Raw genomic sequence first — 15,526 nt, forward strand, 5'->3', positions numbered from 1 at the left:
TAGATCAATCCACTAGAGATAATCTGCATTGAATCTAAGACAAAGTCCTATCAATAATTCAGTAAACATTCTATTTGAATGAAACCTCAAAAAATGCTATTAATTGCATGCAACATACAACAATATTTTTTTAAGAAAATCGCTAGTAAGATTCCCCTAGAAAGGATTAGAGAATTTATTTCAGGATTCATCTTCAACAGCTACCTTTTTAAGCAACTTTCTTTTATGATAGAACTGTCTTGAGGAAATTCCTCAACTATCCGAACTTGAGCATAAATTGTAGGAAAAACCTACATTAAGGGAATGCTTCAAATAACAATATTCATTGAAGGAGAATTAAATGAGTAACCAAATTACTGTCACTAACCCTGCAACTGGTGAAGTTCTTGCACAAATTCCAGCAGATAGTGCAGATACAGTTAATGCAAAACTAAAAGCAGGCCATGAAGCATTCAAGAAATTTTCAAAAACGACCGCTTATGAGCGTGCTGCGCTTTTAGAAAAATGGGCAGAATTAATCCTTGCAAATAAACAAGAACTTGCAGAGATTATGACAAAAGAAAATGGTAAACCACTTCCTGAATCTTTAGGCGAAGCGGCTTATACAGCTAGCTACTTAACATGGTACGCTGAAGAAGCAAAACGCCTTTATGGCCGTACAATTCCTGCTGCAACCTCTAGCAAGCGCCTTTTAGTGACACAACAAGGAATTGGCTTAGTAGCGGCGATTACGCCATGGAACTTCCCTGCAGCAATGATGACTCGTAAAGCAGGCCCAGCGCTTGCGGCAGGTTGTACTTTCATTGTAAAACCAGCAGAAGATACCCCATTAACCATGATCCGCTTAGTAGAACTTGCACACGAAGCAGGGATTCCTAAAGATGTAGTACAAATCGTTAACGGTAAAGGTTCTGAAATTGGACCACTTTTCACAGGTAGCGATTACGTTCGTAAAATTACTTTCACAGGTTCAACACCTGTTGGTAAGCTCCTTATTCAACAAAGCGCGGAAACTGTTAAAGGCGTTTCAATGGAACTTGGTGGTCATGCGCCATTTATCATCTGTGAAGATGCAGATATCGATTACGCAGTAACGCAAGCGCTTGCTTCTAAATTCCGTAATGCAGGCCAAACTTGTGTTTGTGCCAACCGTTTCTTAGTCCACGAAAGCGTTGTGGCGGAGTTTAGCGAGAAGTTCGCTAAAGCTGCTGCTGCGCTTAAAGTAGGTAACGGTATGGATGCCGGCGTTGAAGTAGGCCCTGTTATCAATAAAAAAGGCTTTGATAAGATCGTTGAGCAAATCGAAGACGCAAAAGCAAAAGGCGCAACTGTTTTAGCAGGTGGCACCACTAACCACGACGTTGAGAAAGGTTATTTCTTCATCAACCCAACGGTTCTTGGTAACGTGACGCACGATATGAATATCATGCAAGAAGAGACATTTGGTCCTGTGGCACCAATCGTTTCATTTAAAACCTATGAAGAAGCCGTTGAGATCGCAAATAACACGCCATTTGGCTTAGCTGCGTACTTCTTTACAGATAACTACAAACGTGGCATTTTCTTCCAAGAAAACCTCGATTTTGGCATCTTAGGCTGGAATGATGGTTTACCAAGTACAGCACAAGCACCATTTGGTGGTATGAAAGAGAGTGGAATCGGTAGCGAAGGTGGTATTGAAGGAATTCAACCATACCTTGAAACAAAATATCTCTCTATTGGCAATATCTAAGGTATAGTAGTCATCCAATTACCCGATTGGTGATGATAATAAGAAAAAAGCGAAGCTGTGATGGCTTCGCTTTTTTGTTGTTTTATTTCAGTTTCGCTTCAATAAGTTATAGATCATTACTAAGTTTATGATCTCTCGTTAATAAACTTTATTCGCCTTGAATTAACTAATGGTTCTTTTCAAATCTATCCAACGGCTGGATCGAATGCTTGCATATTTTTGGAAATTACGTGCCAGCACGTTTTAAGCCTTTTCGGTTCGAATCGGAATTTAATGCGCAATAGCTATATAGTAAAATCTATTTAAAAATAACTAAGTTAGATTGCCGGCACATCGGTTATGAGAAGCGCAAGAATCATTCTATCCAGCATCATGCAAGCGTATTTGATTCACTCGCTATCCTGTTTTACTTTTAAAACTGCTTTACTTAAACCGAATCGACTATAAAACCCCATCACTATTATGAAACTCCCAAAACAACAAAACCCCAAAAGCCGTGAAGCTTTTGAGGTTTTCTTATCATTGATAACTTCTAACTATCAATAAAAAACTATTGTGGGAACCAACCTGGTGATTCTGGGTTCAAGCGAACGTTGATCTGTTTAACCGCTTGGAAATCTTCTAAGCCGTATGTACCAAGGCTAAAACCGATCCCACTTTGCTTGTAACCGCCCCAAGGTGCTTCAATAAATGTTGGGTGGTAATCATTCACCCAGGTAATTCCTGAACGAATTTTCTTAATTACGCGAAGGGCTCTTGAACCATCTTTCGAGAATACAGCCCCTGCTAAACCGTAGTTTGTAGAGTTCGCAAGTTCAATTGCTTCTGCTTCATCTTTGAATTTTTGAACAGTGACAACTGGTCCAAAGATCTCTTCTTGAACGATACGCATATCATTTTTCACATCAACAAAGATGGTTGGTGAAACGAAGAATCCTTTTGAAAGCTCACCGTCTGTTAAACGAACGCCGCCGAATGCAACTTTTGCACCCTCATTCTTACCGATCTCGATATATTCAAGAACACGGTTCATTTGAACTTCAGAAACGATTGGACCCATATTTGAAGTTTCATCAAGTCCTGGACCTACTTTGATTTTGGCTGCCTTTTCAACGAGAAGCTTCACGTAATCATCATAGATAGACTCTTCTACTAAAATACGGCTTCCAGCAGAACAAACTTGACCTGTTCCGTAGAAAATACCAAAAAGACCATAATCTACTGCTAAATCTAAATCTGTATCTGCAAATACAACGTTTGGTGATTTACCGCCAAGCTCGAGAGAAACACGCTTAAGGTTTCCTTCTGCTGAAGCTTTCATGATTTTTTTACCCACCGCAGTACTACCTGTGAAAGAGACTAAATCAATATCGTCACTTTCAGAGATCGTTTGACCAACGACGTTTCCTTCACCCATTACCATGTTGATCGTGCCTTTTGGAAGACCTTCAACGCTATCTAGGATCTCAAAGAGCACCATGCATGAAAGTGGTGTTAATTCTGCTGGTTTAAAGACAATTGAGTTACCCGCCGCAAGTGCTGGTGCAATTTTCCAAACAGACATTAAAAGAGGATAGTTCCAAGGAACGATTAGACCTGTAACGCCCGCTGGTTCACGAACGATCATCGATTGATAATCTTCTGAAGCATTGAATACTTCCCCTTGTGTTCCACGGATTAGACCTGCGTAGTAACGGAAAGTTGAAGCAGCATCAGCCACATCACCTTGCGCTTCTGGAAGGATTTTACCGTTATCTAACGTATCAAGTGTCGCAAGCTCTTCTGCTCGCTCATCGATTTTATCGGCAATTTCATTAAGCACATCCGCTCTTTCTCTTGTCGATAAGTCAGCCCAAACACCACTCTCAAAGTTCGCTTTAGCCACTTTAATTGCTTCGATTGTTTGTTCTTTTGAAGAATGGAAACCTTTTCCGATGACTTCTTGGTTCGCCGGATTGATAACGATATTTTCTTTACCTGAGTCCGGTTTTACCCACTCACCATTAATGTAGTTTAATATTTCTTTAACCATTATTTTCTCCATACCGGTTTAGTTAGTTATTAATATAATCCTTTCAAAGATTCTCTAGAAAAATTCAAAAGGGAGAATTTCATTAGAACATGCAAGCTACAAATCTTCTAATAAAAAATTCTCCCTAAAAATAGTTATTTACAAAGAATGAGAGAATAATTATTTCTTAAGGTTTTCTAAAACTTCTTTAAAGGACTTAAGAACATAATCCACTTCTTCATAGGTAATTGTCAATGGTGGTTCGATACGAATTGTTTTTGAGTTTACAAGTGTTCCTGCAACAACGATTCCTTTCTCGAAGATTCCTTTTGAAGCTTCATAACCTACTTCATCTTTATGGAACTCGATACCAATCATTAAGCCTTGACCACGGATTTCCATTACGAGATCTTCGTGACCTTTCGCCGCTTCTTTTAAACCTTTTAAGAAGTATTCACCCACTTCAGCTGCACGTGCTGGTAAGTTCTCTTCTAAAAGCACATCAATAGTTGCTAACGCTGCCGCACATGCAAGTGGGTTACCACCGAATGTTGTTGTGTGCATGAATGGGTTATCAAACATTGGTGCAAATACTTTCTCAGAAGCGATTGTTGCGCCGATTGGCATTACACCACCACCGAATGCTTTTGCAAGACACATAATGTCTGGAACAACGCCTTCGATTTCACATGCAAACATTGAACCTGCACGACCCATACCTGTTTGAACTTCATCAAAAATAAGCACAGCGCCGTACTCATCACAAAGCTCACGAACTGCTTTTAAATAACCTTTTGGTGGAAGGATAATTCCGCCCTCACCTTGGATTGGCTCAAGGATAACCCCTGCCACATTTTCACCAACTGCTGCACATGCTTCAAACGTTTTACGCATCATGTCGATATCGCCATATAATACGTGTCTAAAACCTTGAAGAAGCGACATAAATGGCTTACGGAATGCACCACGAGCCGTTCCTGCAAGTGAACCTAAGCTCTTACCATGGAATGCGCCCACTGTTGCGATAAATGTTGAAGCAACAGGATTATGTTTGTAAGCATAAAGTTTTGCGATTTTTAATGCCGCTTCAATACTTTCTGTTCCTGAGTTTGTGAAGAATGAGTATTTCAAATCACCAGGAACAATTGCTGCAAGTGCTTTTGCAAGCATTGCACGTAATGGATCGAGTAAGTCTTGGCTATGAAGCGCTTGATGTTGTAATTGATCTTTAACCGCTTTAACAACTTTAGGATGACGGTGACCAACGTTATAAATTCCGTAACCACCTAAGCAGTCAATATAAGTATTACCGTTAACATCTTTAAAACCATTGCCACCATCTGACCACTCAACTGCCGCAAAGCCTTGATCTTCAGTTACTGTTTTACGGTACTCTAAAAATCCAGGGTTTACGTTCTCACGGAAGCCTTCAATTGTTTGCGCTGTGATCCATGCTGCATCTTCTTTAGTCACAGATTCTTTCTCAACTAAACCTAATACTTTACCGATAAATTCTCTTACTTCTGTATTCTTACTCATACAATTTCCTTTATATTTCCTAATTTTGCGATTATTTAAAATCTTAGTAGCGATCTCTCAATGGTTTTCCTATCAACCTTATCGTTTTCCGATAATTTGCGACTACATGGGTCAGCGAGAGAGATTGCAGTCTTCTTTTCTATTTCTTTAATTTCAATTTCTAATTTCTTCTAACTACTGTCGTTTTTGTAAACGATTAAATTTTTTTCTTCGCCCTTCGGGTCGGCTCGAGTCTCCTTTTTGCTTCTCCGCTATGCTTTGATAATGAATTATTAGTAAATCTACATCTCAATCTAAACTTCTACATTTTTGGGAATAGACACTATATGCCTTGCCCTTTGTGATATTGCATATCCTCAAGCTTTAATGCGGGATTTGCATCAATCAAAACCGAGCCTGAAGTGTCTATGTCAACGGGTTCCTCGGTTCTCTCAGCCCGAGGAACTCTTGCAATTCTAAATCCGGTATACCCATAAATGATGGCAACAAGTGGGCTTAAGAAAGCGATAAAGACATAAGGTGCATATTCAATCGTTGCAACGCCTAATGTTGTCGCCATGAAGGCTCCACAAGTATTCCACGGTACAAGTGAAGAGGTCATGGTTCCTGCATCTTCTACTGTGCGCGATAAGTTTTTAAGCTCTAATCCTTTATCTTTATATGCTTGGATATACATGCGCCCAGGTAAAAGAATTGATAAATATTGGTCACAAGCAATCACGTTTGCCGTAATCGATGATGCTGCTGTTGTCGCAATCAAACTTCCTGTTGAGCGAGCAAAGCGTAAGAGCCTATTAACAATCGTTTCTAAAGCCCCCGTTAATTCCAATATCCCACCCATACTCATCGCAAGCATCACAAGGCTCACCGTAGACATCATATTCTCGATGCCCCCATTATTAAGGAGATAATCGATCATTTCATTGCCGGTCTGCTTTTCAAAACCCACAATCATCATATTCAAAATCGCTGCCATCGATTCACCTTGTACAAAGAATGCAACCACAGCACCTAAAAGCGAACCAATCACTAATCCTGGAATCGCCGGCATTTTACACATAATCATGCCTAAAACGGTAATCGGCACCAAGATAAGCCATGGACTGATGATAAAAATTTCATCTAATTGATTTTGTAATAAGGTGATATCAGAGATATCTGTTACACCGGTTCTATTAAAAATCCCTAAGATGACAAAAAGAATAATCGTCATCACCCACGCAGGAATCGTGGTATAGAGCATGTAGCGAATATGCTCAAAAAGATTTACGCCAATAATTCCTGGCGCCATATTGGTCGTTTCAGAAAGAGGTGAGAGTTTATCACCAAAGTACGCACCTGAAATTACCGCTCCTGCCACCATTGCAGGGTTATAACCTAATACTAATCCAACTCCCATCACTGCAATTCCCACAGTTCCAGCGGCCGTCCATGCATTACCGGATGTAAGCGATACACCACTTGTAATAATCACCGCTAATGGCAAAAACCAATCAGGAGAAAGGATATTTAATCCGTAGTAGATCATTGTCGGAACAATACCGCCTGCCAGCCATGTGGCAATTAGCGTACCTAAAATGATCAAAATTAAGAGGGCTTGTACAGAAAGCGCAACACCTGCGGTAATCGCTTTTTCAATCTCAAACCAAGTGTAGCCTAAGTAAATGGCGACAATTCCAGCAATTACAGCACTGATTAATACCGGAATATGGGGCTCTGCACCAAAGAGAAAAATACCGGTAAACAGTAACACCATCATCGAGACAATGGGGATTAAAGCGATCGTTAAACTTGGCAAAGGTTTATCGCGCTTAATAAAAACTTCTTCGCTATCTAGTTTATTGTTGTCACAACAAGCCATGTAGCCTCCTTCTGATTACATTGTTTTATAATTTATGTTTTCGTAATGCTTTTTTGATGGTGGTATCACATCTATACGACAAGACATTGATGTCTTTGCATCAAAAGCCATGACGTCTGCCATAGGCTTTTAAATTCGTCTCATCGTTCATTAATTTGTCTTCTGCTTTTTTGTTTTGCTTTTTAAGCTTAATCACCCTCCTCAAGGTGACGAATTTCAGTATATCCATACAACCTTTTTAAATGCAATATCCCCATAAAGGTCATTATTACTAGCTTTCTCATTAGAGAGAAACTCACATACGCCACGTATATCAATAACTTTAATAAACTTTTAAAATGAAATCCCCCCTCAAAAATAGCTGTGAAAAAAGGATATTTTGCGCAAACTTTATACAAAATATTCATTTTTTCATTTAGTTTATTTCCTAAAAAGATGGGGAAAGTTTCTTAATTTTTTCAAAAAAGTCTTTAAAAGAAGCGTAAAAAATTCTTCTTTTTTAAAAATCACTAAAATTGAGACACCTTTTTTTAATACTTTTTTAAAGCTTTTTTAGTATTAAAAAAACTAAAGACTTTAACACCAGAAATTTAAAATCCCCAAAGAAATAAGTCGTGATAGCAACCCCAAAACCCTCCCCGTTATCTACCCTTAAGAGAGAGAAATATCCGCGAGTAGCGACTATTTGCTAATATGAACCGCAAATGGGTTCGCAATCCTTATTAAACGTGGCAAAATTAATCATCTTGAATCTTTCATTACAGGCAAATTCAGTTCATTGTGGAAACCTTAAAGAATCGACCGATTACCAAACTTAAAGGCGTAGGTCCAAAAACAGCCGAAACTTTAGAGAAAATTGGGATTAAGAATTATCTTGATCTTCTTTTTCACCTGCCATTTCGCTATCAAGATCGCACTCGAATTACGCCCATTGCGCTACTACAACCTTCACAAATTGCTATTATTGAAGGGGAGATCTTTAAAAAAGAGATGACGCACGGTAAACGCCCAACCCTAATTGTTTGGTTAAAAGATGAAACAGGCGTGATTGCGGTGAGGTTCTTTAACTTCTACACCAATATGATTAAGCGCTTTGACGCACTAAAAACCCTCCGCTGCTATGGCGAGGTGCGTTATGGCATGAATCGCTTAGAGATGAGCCATCCGGAAGTCTTAAACTTTATGGATAAAGACACCGAGTTAGAAGAGCGGATGACGCCGATCTATTCACTGACTTCCGGCATTACCCAAAGGCAGATGCAAGGCTTTATTGATAATCTCCTCCAAGAGCTCAAAGAAGAGCATTTTCCAGCATTTTTAGAAACGCCCGATGTGAATCTTAAAGATGCACTCTACTTTCTTCACAAGCCACCAACAGATGTGGATATTGAACGCTTGGAGAATAAGAAATACCCAGTGCAAGAGACATTAGCCCTCGAAGAGATCGTAGCGCATCAAGTGGCGCTTAAAAAATCTCGAGAACATTTTAGTCTCGAGAAATCGAGCCCTATTCATCTAGATCCAGATGCCATATCACAGTTTAAAGAAAATCTCCCCTTCACATTAACAGGCGCACAGAGCCGTGTGATTTCAGAGATCGAAAATGATATCCAATCTCAATCACCTATGATGCGTTTAGTACAAGGAGATGTAGGTTCTGGTAAAACAGTCGTTGCTGCCGGCGCCTTAATTCATGCCGCCAAGGCTGGTTTTCAGGCTGTCTTTATGGCGCCAACGGAGCTCCTAGCAGAGCAACATGCGATTAACCTGCAAAAATGGTTTGAACCACTGGGTATTACTTCTCTCTTGCTCACTGGTAAACTTACTGAAAAACAGAAACGAGAAGCCCAAACAAAAATTAAAAGTGGCGAAGTCTCCATCATTATAGGGACTCATGCCGTATTCCAAGAATCAGTGGAATATCAATCACTGAACCTTGTTATTATTGATGAACAACACCGATTTGGTGTTGAGCAGCGCCTCACTTTACAGAAAAAAGCTCCCAAAGGCTTTACGCCTCATCAACTGATGATGACGGCTACACCGATCCCTAGAACGTTAGCAATGACGCTCTATGCAGATCTCTCAAGCTCAATCATTGATGAATATCCACCTAATCGTATTCCGATTACCACGACGGTCGTGAGCGAAAAAGCGCGAGATAAAGTGATCGAGAGAATTAATGCACAGTGCAAAGAAGGTACTCAAGTCTATTGGGTCTGTACACTCATTGAAGAATCCGAAGTATTGCCGGCAAAAGCTGCCGAAATAACTTATGCAGATCTTTGTGAGCGCTTACCACATCTACGTATTGGGCTTGTTCATGGCAGACAAAAATCTGCTGAAAAAGAAGCAATCATGGCATTGTTTAAAGCCCATGAGCTCGATGTTTTAGTGGCAACAACCGTTATTGAAGTCGGTGTTGATGTCCCCAATGCTTCTATCATGATTATTGAAAATGCTGAAAGATTAGGATTATCACAGCTTCATCAGCTTCGTGGCCGTGTTGGGCGTGGCTCAAAAGCGTCCTTTTGTCTCTTAATCTATTCTCCACCTTTATCTAATATGACGCGCGAGAGATTAGAGATCATGCAAGCCACTAATAACGGCTTTGAGATTGCCGAGAAGGATTTTGAACTCAGAGGCGCAGGCGATATCTTTGGCACAAGGCAAACAGGGGAGTTTCGCTTTAAAATGGCAGATCTTTTCCATCATCAGCACCTAATTGAAGCAGCGACTGAAATTGCCAATAAAATCATTGATGATAAAGCCTTAAGCCAAAAACTCATTGATCGCTGGATAGGCGATAGTGGCGAATTTGTTTGGAGCTAAATTCAAAGTAAAAACCTCTCTCTACGAAAACTTTGGCGCAAGCAACCACTTAAATGGCATGATTGATGCAAGTAACAGCGAGATAATAACCGCTATCCCCGTTAATCCCAGCGCCAACAGTAGGTTAATGGTAATACCATAACTGTGCAAAATAGCGAGTAATCCCGTACAAATAATTGGATGAATAAGATAGATCCCAAGGGCTTTTGGGGCAATTTTTTCCAAAACCTTTAAATAACGAATCAGGTAGATCGCAATCATCCCTAAAAGAATACTAAATAGCATAAAAAGAAGATAATTTAGTAACGCAATAGTGGCTGAGATGCCGGAGGTTTTTATTAAGGACTCACTCATTGGCAATCTTAAAAAACTCCCCATAAATAGCGCTAAAACAGCTAAAAGAAAACCAATAAAGACAACCCAAGAAACTCCTCGCCATCTTGCAATAAGGTGATGAGATACTTGCCGGCCTAAATAAAAAATGGGGTAATAGCCAATTACTAGGGCAAATCCTGTATAAGGAAGCGCTTTATAGAAAGCGAGAAATCCTATGGCTAAAAACCCTAAAAAAAGTAGCACTTTTGCTATCGAGCCCAGATTAAATCCAGAGAGCCAAAGGCTAAACCACTGCCAAAAAGGAACGGCTAAAATAAACCAAACCCCATCTAAAGGCGACAGGAAAAATGCTAGCCAAGAGAAATGCCCCTCTAACAGTAATGGGATTGTGTTTAAGAGCTGAAAGGCACTATAAGTGATGAATGCCGGCAATACACCATGATTAATCTCCTTTATTGTACTTCCTTGTGATAAGTAAGCGGCAATAAAGATAAACATGGGAATAAGCACCATATTAAGCCCTAGAAGAATTCCTCGCAGTAGAGAAACTTCTATTTCTGAAAACGATATTGTAACTCCCAATATTGTCGATTCATGCATAGCAGATAGATTCCCTGAGATAGCGCTCAATGGAATCTTGTCTAAAAAGAAGAGCAATACCATCAAAACACTCAACATCCATTTAAGGGTTTGCCAAAAAGGTTTTGGCTCACTACTCGCTATTAGCGCCGTGCTCATCGATGATCCTTTTATTTTTAACTTTTAGTAAAACGGTCTCTTCTAATATTCGCTCCCTACTCGAGCTAATACCTTCTTTCAAAGAGGCGCCATATAATAAAACGCCTCTTAAGAAGATAACAACGTATTTTTAAGATCCGTAATAAACATGTGTCCCGGCGCATGAGTAATGACGAAATCAGGCTTCGAGCGCATGACCGCTGCTTGAGGAGTCACGCCACAAGCCCAAAATACCGGCACTTCCCCAGGTTTTATCATCACGGAATCCCCAAAATCAGGTTGATGAATATTTTGAATGCCAATGATAGAAGGATCACCAATATGTATAGGCGCACCATGGACTTCTGGTAGCTGCTGAGTAATAGTCACCGCTTTGACAACTTGATCATAAGGGATCGGGCGCATACTCACGACTAAGGGACCGCTAAAGATGCCGGCAGGCGTTGTTTCAATATTAGTGATATACATCGGGACATTACAATTTTCTGTAATATGCCGCATCTCAATCTCTGTATCCATTAAGGGCGCTTCAAAACTAAAACTGCAACCTAGCAAAAAGCTCACCAAATCTTCTCGCCAATAATCCTCCACAGATTCAAGCTCATTGACATATTCCCCATTTTCATAAATTCGATAAAGGGGGATATCGCGAGCGATATCTGAATCTTTAGCTGTTAAATGAAAACATCTAGAACCCACATCACTGACCTCTAAAATCGGGCAAGGCTTAGGATTTCTTTGGGCAAAAAGCAAAAAATCATAGGCATATTTTTGTGGCAAAACCACTAAATTTCCTTGCGCATATCCTTTGGCAATTCCTGCCGTTGGGCGTTTTAAGTCTCCTTCCCGAATCAAGGCTCTTACCTTTTGTGGGGACATTTTTGCTAATGTATCTTGATTTAATAAATTCTGATTTAACAAACTCTCCATTTTATCACTCCTCAATGATGATTATTAAATGCCGCGCATCAGCTATTAACCATAAGAAATATGTGCTATTTGGTATCTTGTAAGCACTGTTTAATAGATACCTTTATAGATTTATGCAAGGCTGGAAGGAATGTTTCGTATTTTTTTCTAAAATCCCGTGCCAGCGGTTTAAGACTTGCTTTTCTTAAACCAATTTTACTCTATTTTGTGGCAATAAGCTGTTGCCATAAGATTATTAAAATAAGGCTCATCAGCTATTTTTTCAAAATTATTTTATAGTAACATCCGCTTAAAAGTTACTGAATTAGATCGCCGGCAAATCGGTTATAAAAAGCGCAAGAATCATTCTATCCAGCATCATGCAAGCTCATTTGATTCACGTTGTACTCTTTGACTTTTAAAACAATGTTTCTTACACCAAATGACTATATAAAAGATTTCACACAGTTAGAGAGGGAATTAATGCCGAAGCCTCGCAATAAACGCTATAATTGATCGTTGTAAATATTTATAGACAAAAACAGAGATCTTTGTGGATCTCTGCTGCTGTTGACTTTGGATCAAAGCCCATGACTAAAATTCATTTTAACTTCCAATTATTTGCTAGAAAAACTCTCTATATTCTCACGATTGTGGCATCTCTCATCTTAATTGCCGATATTACAATCGTTGATCTTCCTAATATTCAGCGAAATCTCGATGTAGAGCCGACACGTTTGCAATTTTGGATCTGTATCTATTTTCTGATTGATTTCATGCTCTTAATGCTTATTGCTGATGATAAATGGCAATACTTTAAGCGCTACTTTATCTTGCTACCTTTATCGATTCCTTATAGCAATATTTTAACCTATTACTCCGTGGATTTAAGTGCTGATCTTCTCTACCTTTTAAAGTTTATGCCCATTATCCGCGGCGTTGTGGCGATGATATTACTTATTAATCTTTTAATTAGTAATAAGATCACCGGCCTTTTCATTGCCTATCTTTCGATCTTTATCTCAATTGCCTATATCTTAACGCTCATCTTTTTCCTCTTTGAATCTCCTAAAAACCCAGAGGTAAAATCTTATTATGATGTTCTCTGGTGGGCTTCAATGACTGTCACAACACTTGGGTCTAATATCATTCCCATTACAGGTGCCGGCAAGATCTGTACTGCCATTCTTGCCATTACAGGGATTACAATCTTCCCGATCTTTACGGTCTATATTACAACGCTGGTGCAAGCTTGGAATAGTAAAGATAGGCAAGCTCATTTAGCAAAAGAGCGACAAGAGAGCGCCTCTATTTCCAGTAATTTACCGGCAAAAAATCCTTAATGATCATTTAAAACTCCATATTAAAATTTTATTAAAGAAAAACATATCCATATCAATATTTGCCCTTTTAACTTCAAGTCTCGAAAGATTAATCATCCTATAATGAGGATTAATCTATAGAAAAGTATTTTAAGATAAACAATTCTCATTCAGCACCTTTCCTAGTTCTCGATTGCTGCATGAGTTATTGTCAGAAGTTTTTTATTCACTAATTGATCCAAAATTTGTGATCAAAAGGAGTCAAATAATGAGCAGTACTTTCTTTATGCCACCTGTCAACGTTATCGGTGAAAATGCCCTTGTAGATGCTGTTGCAACGTTAAAAGGTTATAACTTTAAAAAAGCATTAATCGTCACTGATAGCTTTCTTGCGAAATCAGGTATGGCAGATGAAGTGATCAATCTCCTTAAAAAAGATGGTATGACGGCTGTTGTTTTTGATGGCACGAATCCAAACCCAACCACCAAAAATGTCGCGGATGGTTTGGCGATTTTAAAAGCTGAAAAATGCGATTTTGTGATCTCTCTTGGTGGCGGATCTCCTCATGATTGCGCCAAAGGGATCGCTCTTTGTGCCACAAATGGTGATGATATCAGCGCATTTGAAGGCCTTGATAAAACCAAACACCCACAATTACCGATGGTTGCAATTAATACAACCGCGGGAACAGCTTCAGAGATGACCCGTTTTTGTATCATCACAGATGAAGAGCGTCATGTAAAAATGGCGATCGTTGATAAAAACTCAACCCCAATCCTTTCTGTTAATGATCCTCATCTAATGAAAGGAATGCCTAAAGGCTTAACGGCTGCAACGGGAATGGATGCATTGACACACTCCATTGAAGCTTATATCTCAACAGCGGCAAATCCTATTACCGATGCTTGTGCGCTTAAAGCGATTACGCTGATTATTGAAAACCTGAAAACAGCGGTTGAAAATGGTAACGATATTACGGCTCGTGACAATATGGCATACGCGCAATTCTTAGCTGGAATGGCATTTAATAATGCCTCTTTGGGTTATGTTCATGCAATGGCTCACCAATTAGGGGGAATGTATGACTTACCTCATGGTGTTTGTAATGCGGTTCTTCTTCCACATGTTTTAGATTTTAATAAAACAGCTGCCGCAGCGCGCCTTAAAGATGTGGCTAAAGCGCTCCATGTGAATGTTGAAGGGATGAGTGATATGGATGGAGCAAATGCCGCTATTGCAAAAATCCGTGAATTATCAGCATCAATTGATATCCCAGCCAATCTCACACTCTTAAATGCAAAAGCTGAAGATATCCCTCTTCTTGCTAAAAATGCGCTTTTAGATGTCTGTTCAGCAACAAATCCTGTACAAGGCTCGCAAGCTGATGTAGAAGGGATTTTTAAAGCAGCAATGTAGTCATTTAACAATAGACCTTTAAGTCTATGTCTATTTAATGAAATGGACTTAATCGCAAAAAGCAGTTTCTTAATTGAAAACTGCTTTTTTTTATGTCAGATCTCTTCCCTCACAGCTCTAAATAAATCTTGAAATCACTATCTGATTTAACAAACATCACGCTTTAAGCGCTTAGTTTTGTGACACAATCAAATACCTTCCAAAGCGCTTGAAAGCGCTTTTCATATTTTTCATGCCCTCCGAAAAGCAGCTCTGTTTGTAGTGAATCAATCATTGCCATATAAGTCGCTGTTAGCTCCTCTACAGAAAGATCACTGACATTATGTCTTAAGGGCGAGCTTTCAATCACACTCACAAGATGCCGCTCAACATGATCCATAAAAGCATGCATTGGCGTAATTGATTCATGATATAGATGCGATGGCGGTGCAAAGATCGTGCGTAACCAAAACTGCATATCATGTGATTTCATAAAACGACTATCTAAACTCTCTAGATAAGCATAGAGCTGCTTTTTAAGAGATTCCCCACCACAAATCATGGCTTTAATGTAATCTAATTCCCGCTCAATCATAATAGGAATAAGACTTAAAAAAAGCTCATCTTTATTGCGAAAATGCGCATAGATAGAGGCCTTTTTAATCCCCACATCACTGGCAATCTCATTCATGGTAGTGGCATCAAATCCTTGCTCGGCAAATCGAATTAATGCCACATGCTGTAATTTCGAAGCTGTCATCTCTCTATTCCATTTTTCTATTATCTAAAAATTATATACTAGTTATGACAGATGATCAGCGCCGATTCTTAATCTTCCGCAAAAGCATGC

At 39.3% G+C, this 15,526-nt stretch carries 10 protein-coding genes; 4 read left to right on the forward strand and 6 right to left on the reverse strand.

Features of this window, described 5'->3' with window-relative positions; all coding sequences use genetic code 11:
- Positions 1-340: 340 nt before the first annotated feature.
- Entirely contained in the window at positions 341-1,732 is a 1,392-nt protein-coding gene (locus MMG00_RS09160) for an NAD-dependent succinate-semialdehyde dehydrogenase (RefSeq protein ID WP_242147598.1), read from the forward strand.
- Between the two features lie 550 nt (positions 1,733-2,282).
- On the opposite strand, the gene MMG00_RS09165 is transcribed toward MMG00_RS09160, so the two are convergent.
- The 3 genes from MMG00_RS09165 to nhaC form a co-directional block, all read right to left on the reverse strand.
- Positions 2,283-3,764: an aldehyde dehydrogenase family protein gene (locus MMG00_RS09165; protein ID WP_242147600.1), complete on the reverse strand. Its 1,482-nt coding sequence runs from the start codon at positions 3,762-3,764 to the stop codon at positions 2,283-2,285.
- A 159-nt stretch (positions 3,765-3,923) separates the two neighbouring features.
- Entirely contained in the window at positions 3,924-5,282 is a 1,359-nt protein-coding gene (locus MMG00_RS09170; RefSeq protein WP_242147602.1) for a putrescine aminotransferase, read from the reverse strand.
- 322 nt (positions 5,283-5,604) lie between these two features.
- A complete protein-coding gene (gene nhaC, locus MMG00_RS09175; protein ID WP_242147604.1) occupies positions 5,605-7,143 on the reverse strand; it encodes a Na+/H+ antiporter NhaC in 1,539 nt (512 codons plus the stop codon).
- Positions 7,144-7,923: 780 nt separating this feature from the next.
- On the opposite strand from nhaC, the gene recG reads away from it, so the two are divergent.
- Positions 7,924-9,975: an ATP-dependent DNA helicase RecG gene (gene recG, locus MMG00_RS09180; RefSeq protein WP_242147606.1), complete on the forward strand. Its 2,052-nt coding sequence runs from the start codon at positions 7,924-7,926 to the stop codon at positions 9,973-9,975.
- A 21-nt stretch (positions 9,976-9,996) separates the two neighbouring features.
- On the opposite strand, the gene MMG00_RS09185 is transcribed toward recG, so the two are convergent.
- Both MMG00_RS09185 and MMG00_RS09190 read right to left on the reverse strand, forming a co-directional pair.
- Positions 9,997-11,049, reverse strand: coding sequence for a hypothetical protein (locus MMG00_RS09185; protein ID WP_242147608.1), 1,053 nt, complete (start codon positions 11,047-11,049; stop codon positions 9,997-9,999).
- A gap of 108 nt (positions 11,050-11,157) precedes the next feature.
- Entirely contained in the window at positions 11,158-11,979 is an 822-nt protein-coding gene (locus tag MMG00_RS09190; RefSeq protein WP_242147610.1) for a putative hydro-lyase, read from the reverse strand.
- A gap of 569 nt (positions 11,980-12,548) precedes the next feature.
- Between MMG00_RS09190 and MMG00_RS09195 the strand changes: the two genes are divergently transcribed.
- Complete coding sequence (locus MMG00_RS09195; protein WP_242147612.1) at positions 12,549-13,301, forward strand: potassium channel family protein; 753 nt, start codon at positions 12,549-12,551, stop codon at positions 13,299-13,301.
- 247 nt (positions 13,302-13,548) lie between these two features.
- The gene (yiaY, locus tag MMG00_RS09200; RefSeq protein ID WP_242147614.1) at positions 13,549-14,697 is read left to right on the forward strand and encodes an L-threonine dehydrogenase; all 1,149 of its coding nucleotides are present in this window, start codon (positions 13,549-13,551) and stop codon (positions 14,695-14,697) included.
- 163 nt (positions 14,698-14,860) lie between these two features.
- Here the strand turns inward: yiaY and MMG00_RS09205 are convergent, their stop codons facing one another.
- Entirely contained in the window at positions 14,861-15,436 is a 576-nt protein-coding gene (locus MMG00_RS09205) for a TetR/AcrR family transcriptional regulator (RefSeq protein ID WP_242147616.1), read from the reverse strand.
- Positions 15,437-15,526: the final 90 nt, after the last annotated feature.

It is taken from the genome of Ignatzschineria rhizosphaerae, from assembly GCF_022655595.1.
GTDB classification, from domain to species: domain Bacteria; phylum Pseudomonadota; class Gammaproteobacteria; order Cardiobacteriales; family Wohlfahrtiimonadaceae; genus Ignatzschineria; species Ignatzschineria rhizosphaerae.

What these genes read in the sequence shown, in the direction of transcription:
- MMG00_RS09160 (WP_242147598.1), top strand. Translation starts at nt 341, where the DNA reads ATGAGTAACCAAATTACTGTCACTAACCCTGCAACTGGTGAAGTTCTT.
- MMG00_RS09165 (WP_242147600.1), bottom strand. Translation starts at nt 3,764, where the DNA reads ATGGTTAAAGAAATATTAAACTACATTAATGGTGAGTGGGTAAAACCG.
- MMG00_RS09170 (WP_242147602.1), bottom strand. Translation starts at nt 5,282, where the DNA reads ATGAGTAAGAATACAGAAGTAAGAGAATTTATCGGTAAAGTATTAGGT.
- nhaC (WP_242147604.1), bottom strand. Translation starts at nt 7,143, where the DNA reads ATGGCTTGTTGTGACAACAATAAACTAGATAGCGAAGAAGTTTTTATT.
- MMG00_RS09185 (WP_242147608.1), bottom strand. Translation starts at nt 11,049, where the DNA reads ATGAGCACGGCGCTAATAGCGAGTAGTGAGCCAAAACCTTTTTGGCAA.
- MMG00_RS09190 (WP_242147610.1), bottom strand. Translation starts at nt 11,979, where the DNA reads ATGGAGAGTTTGTTAAATCAGAATTTATTAAATCAAGATACATTAGCA.
- MMG00_RS09195 (WP_242147612.1), top strand. Translation starts at nt 12,549, where the DNA reads ATGACTAAAATTCATTTTAACTTCCAATTATTTGCTAGAAAAACTCTC.
- yiaY (WP_242147614.1), top strand. Translation starts at nt 13,549, where the DNA reads ATGAGCAGTACTTTCTTTATGCCACCTGTCAACGTTATCGGTGAAAAT.
- MMG00_RS09205 (WP_242147616.1), bottom strand. Translation starts at nt 15,436, where the DNA reads ATGACAGCTTCGAAATTACAGCATGTGGCATTAATTCGATTTGCCGAG.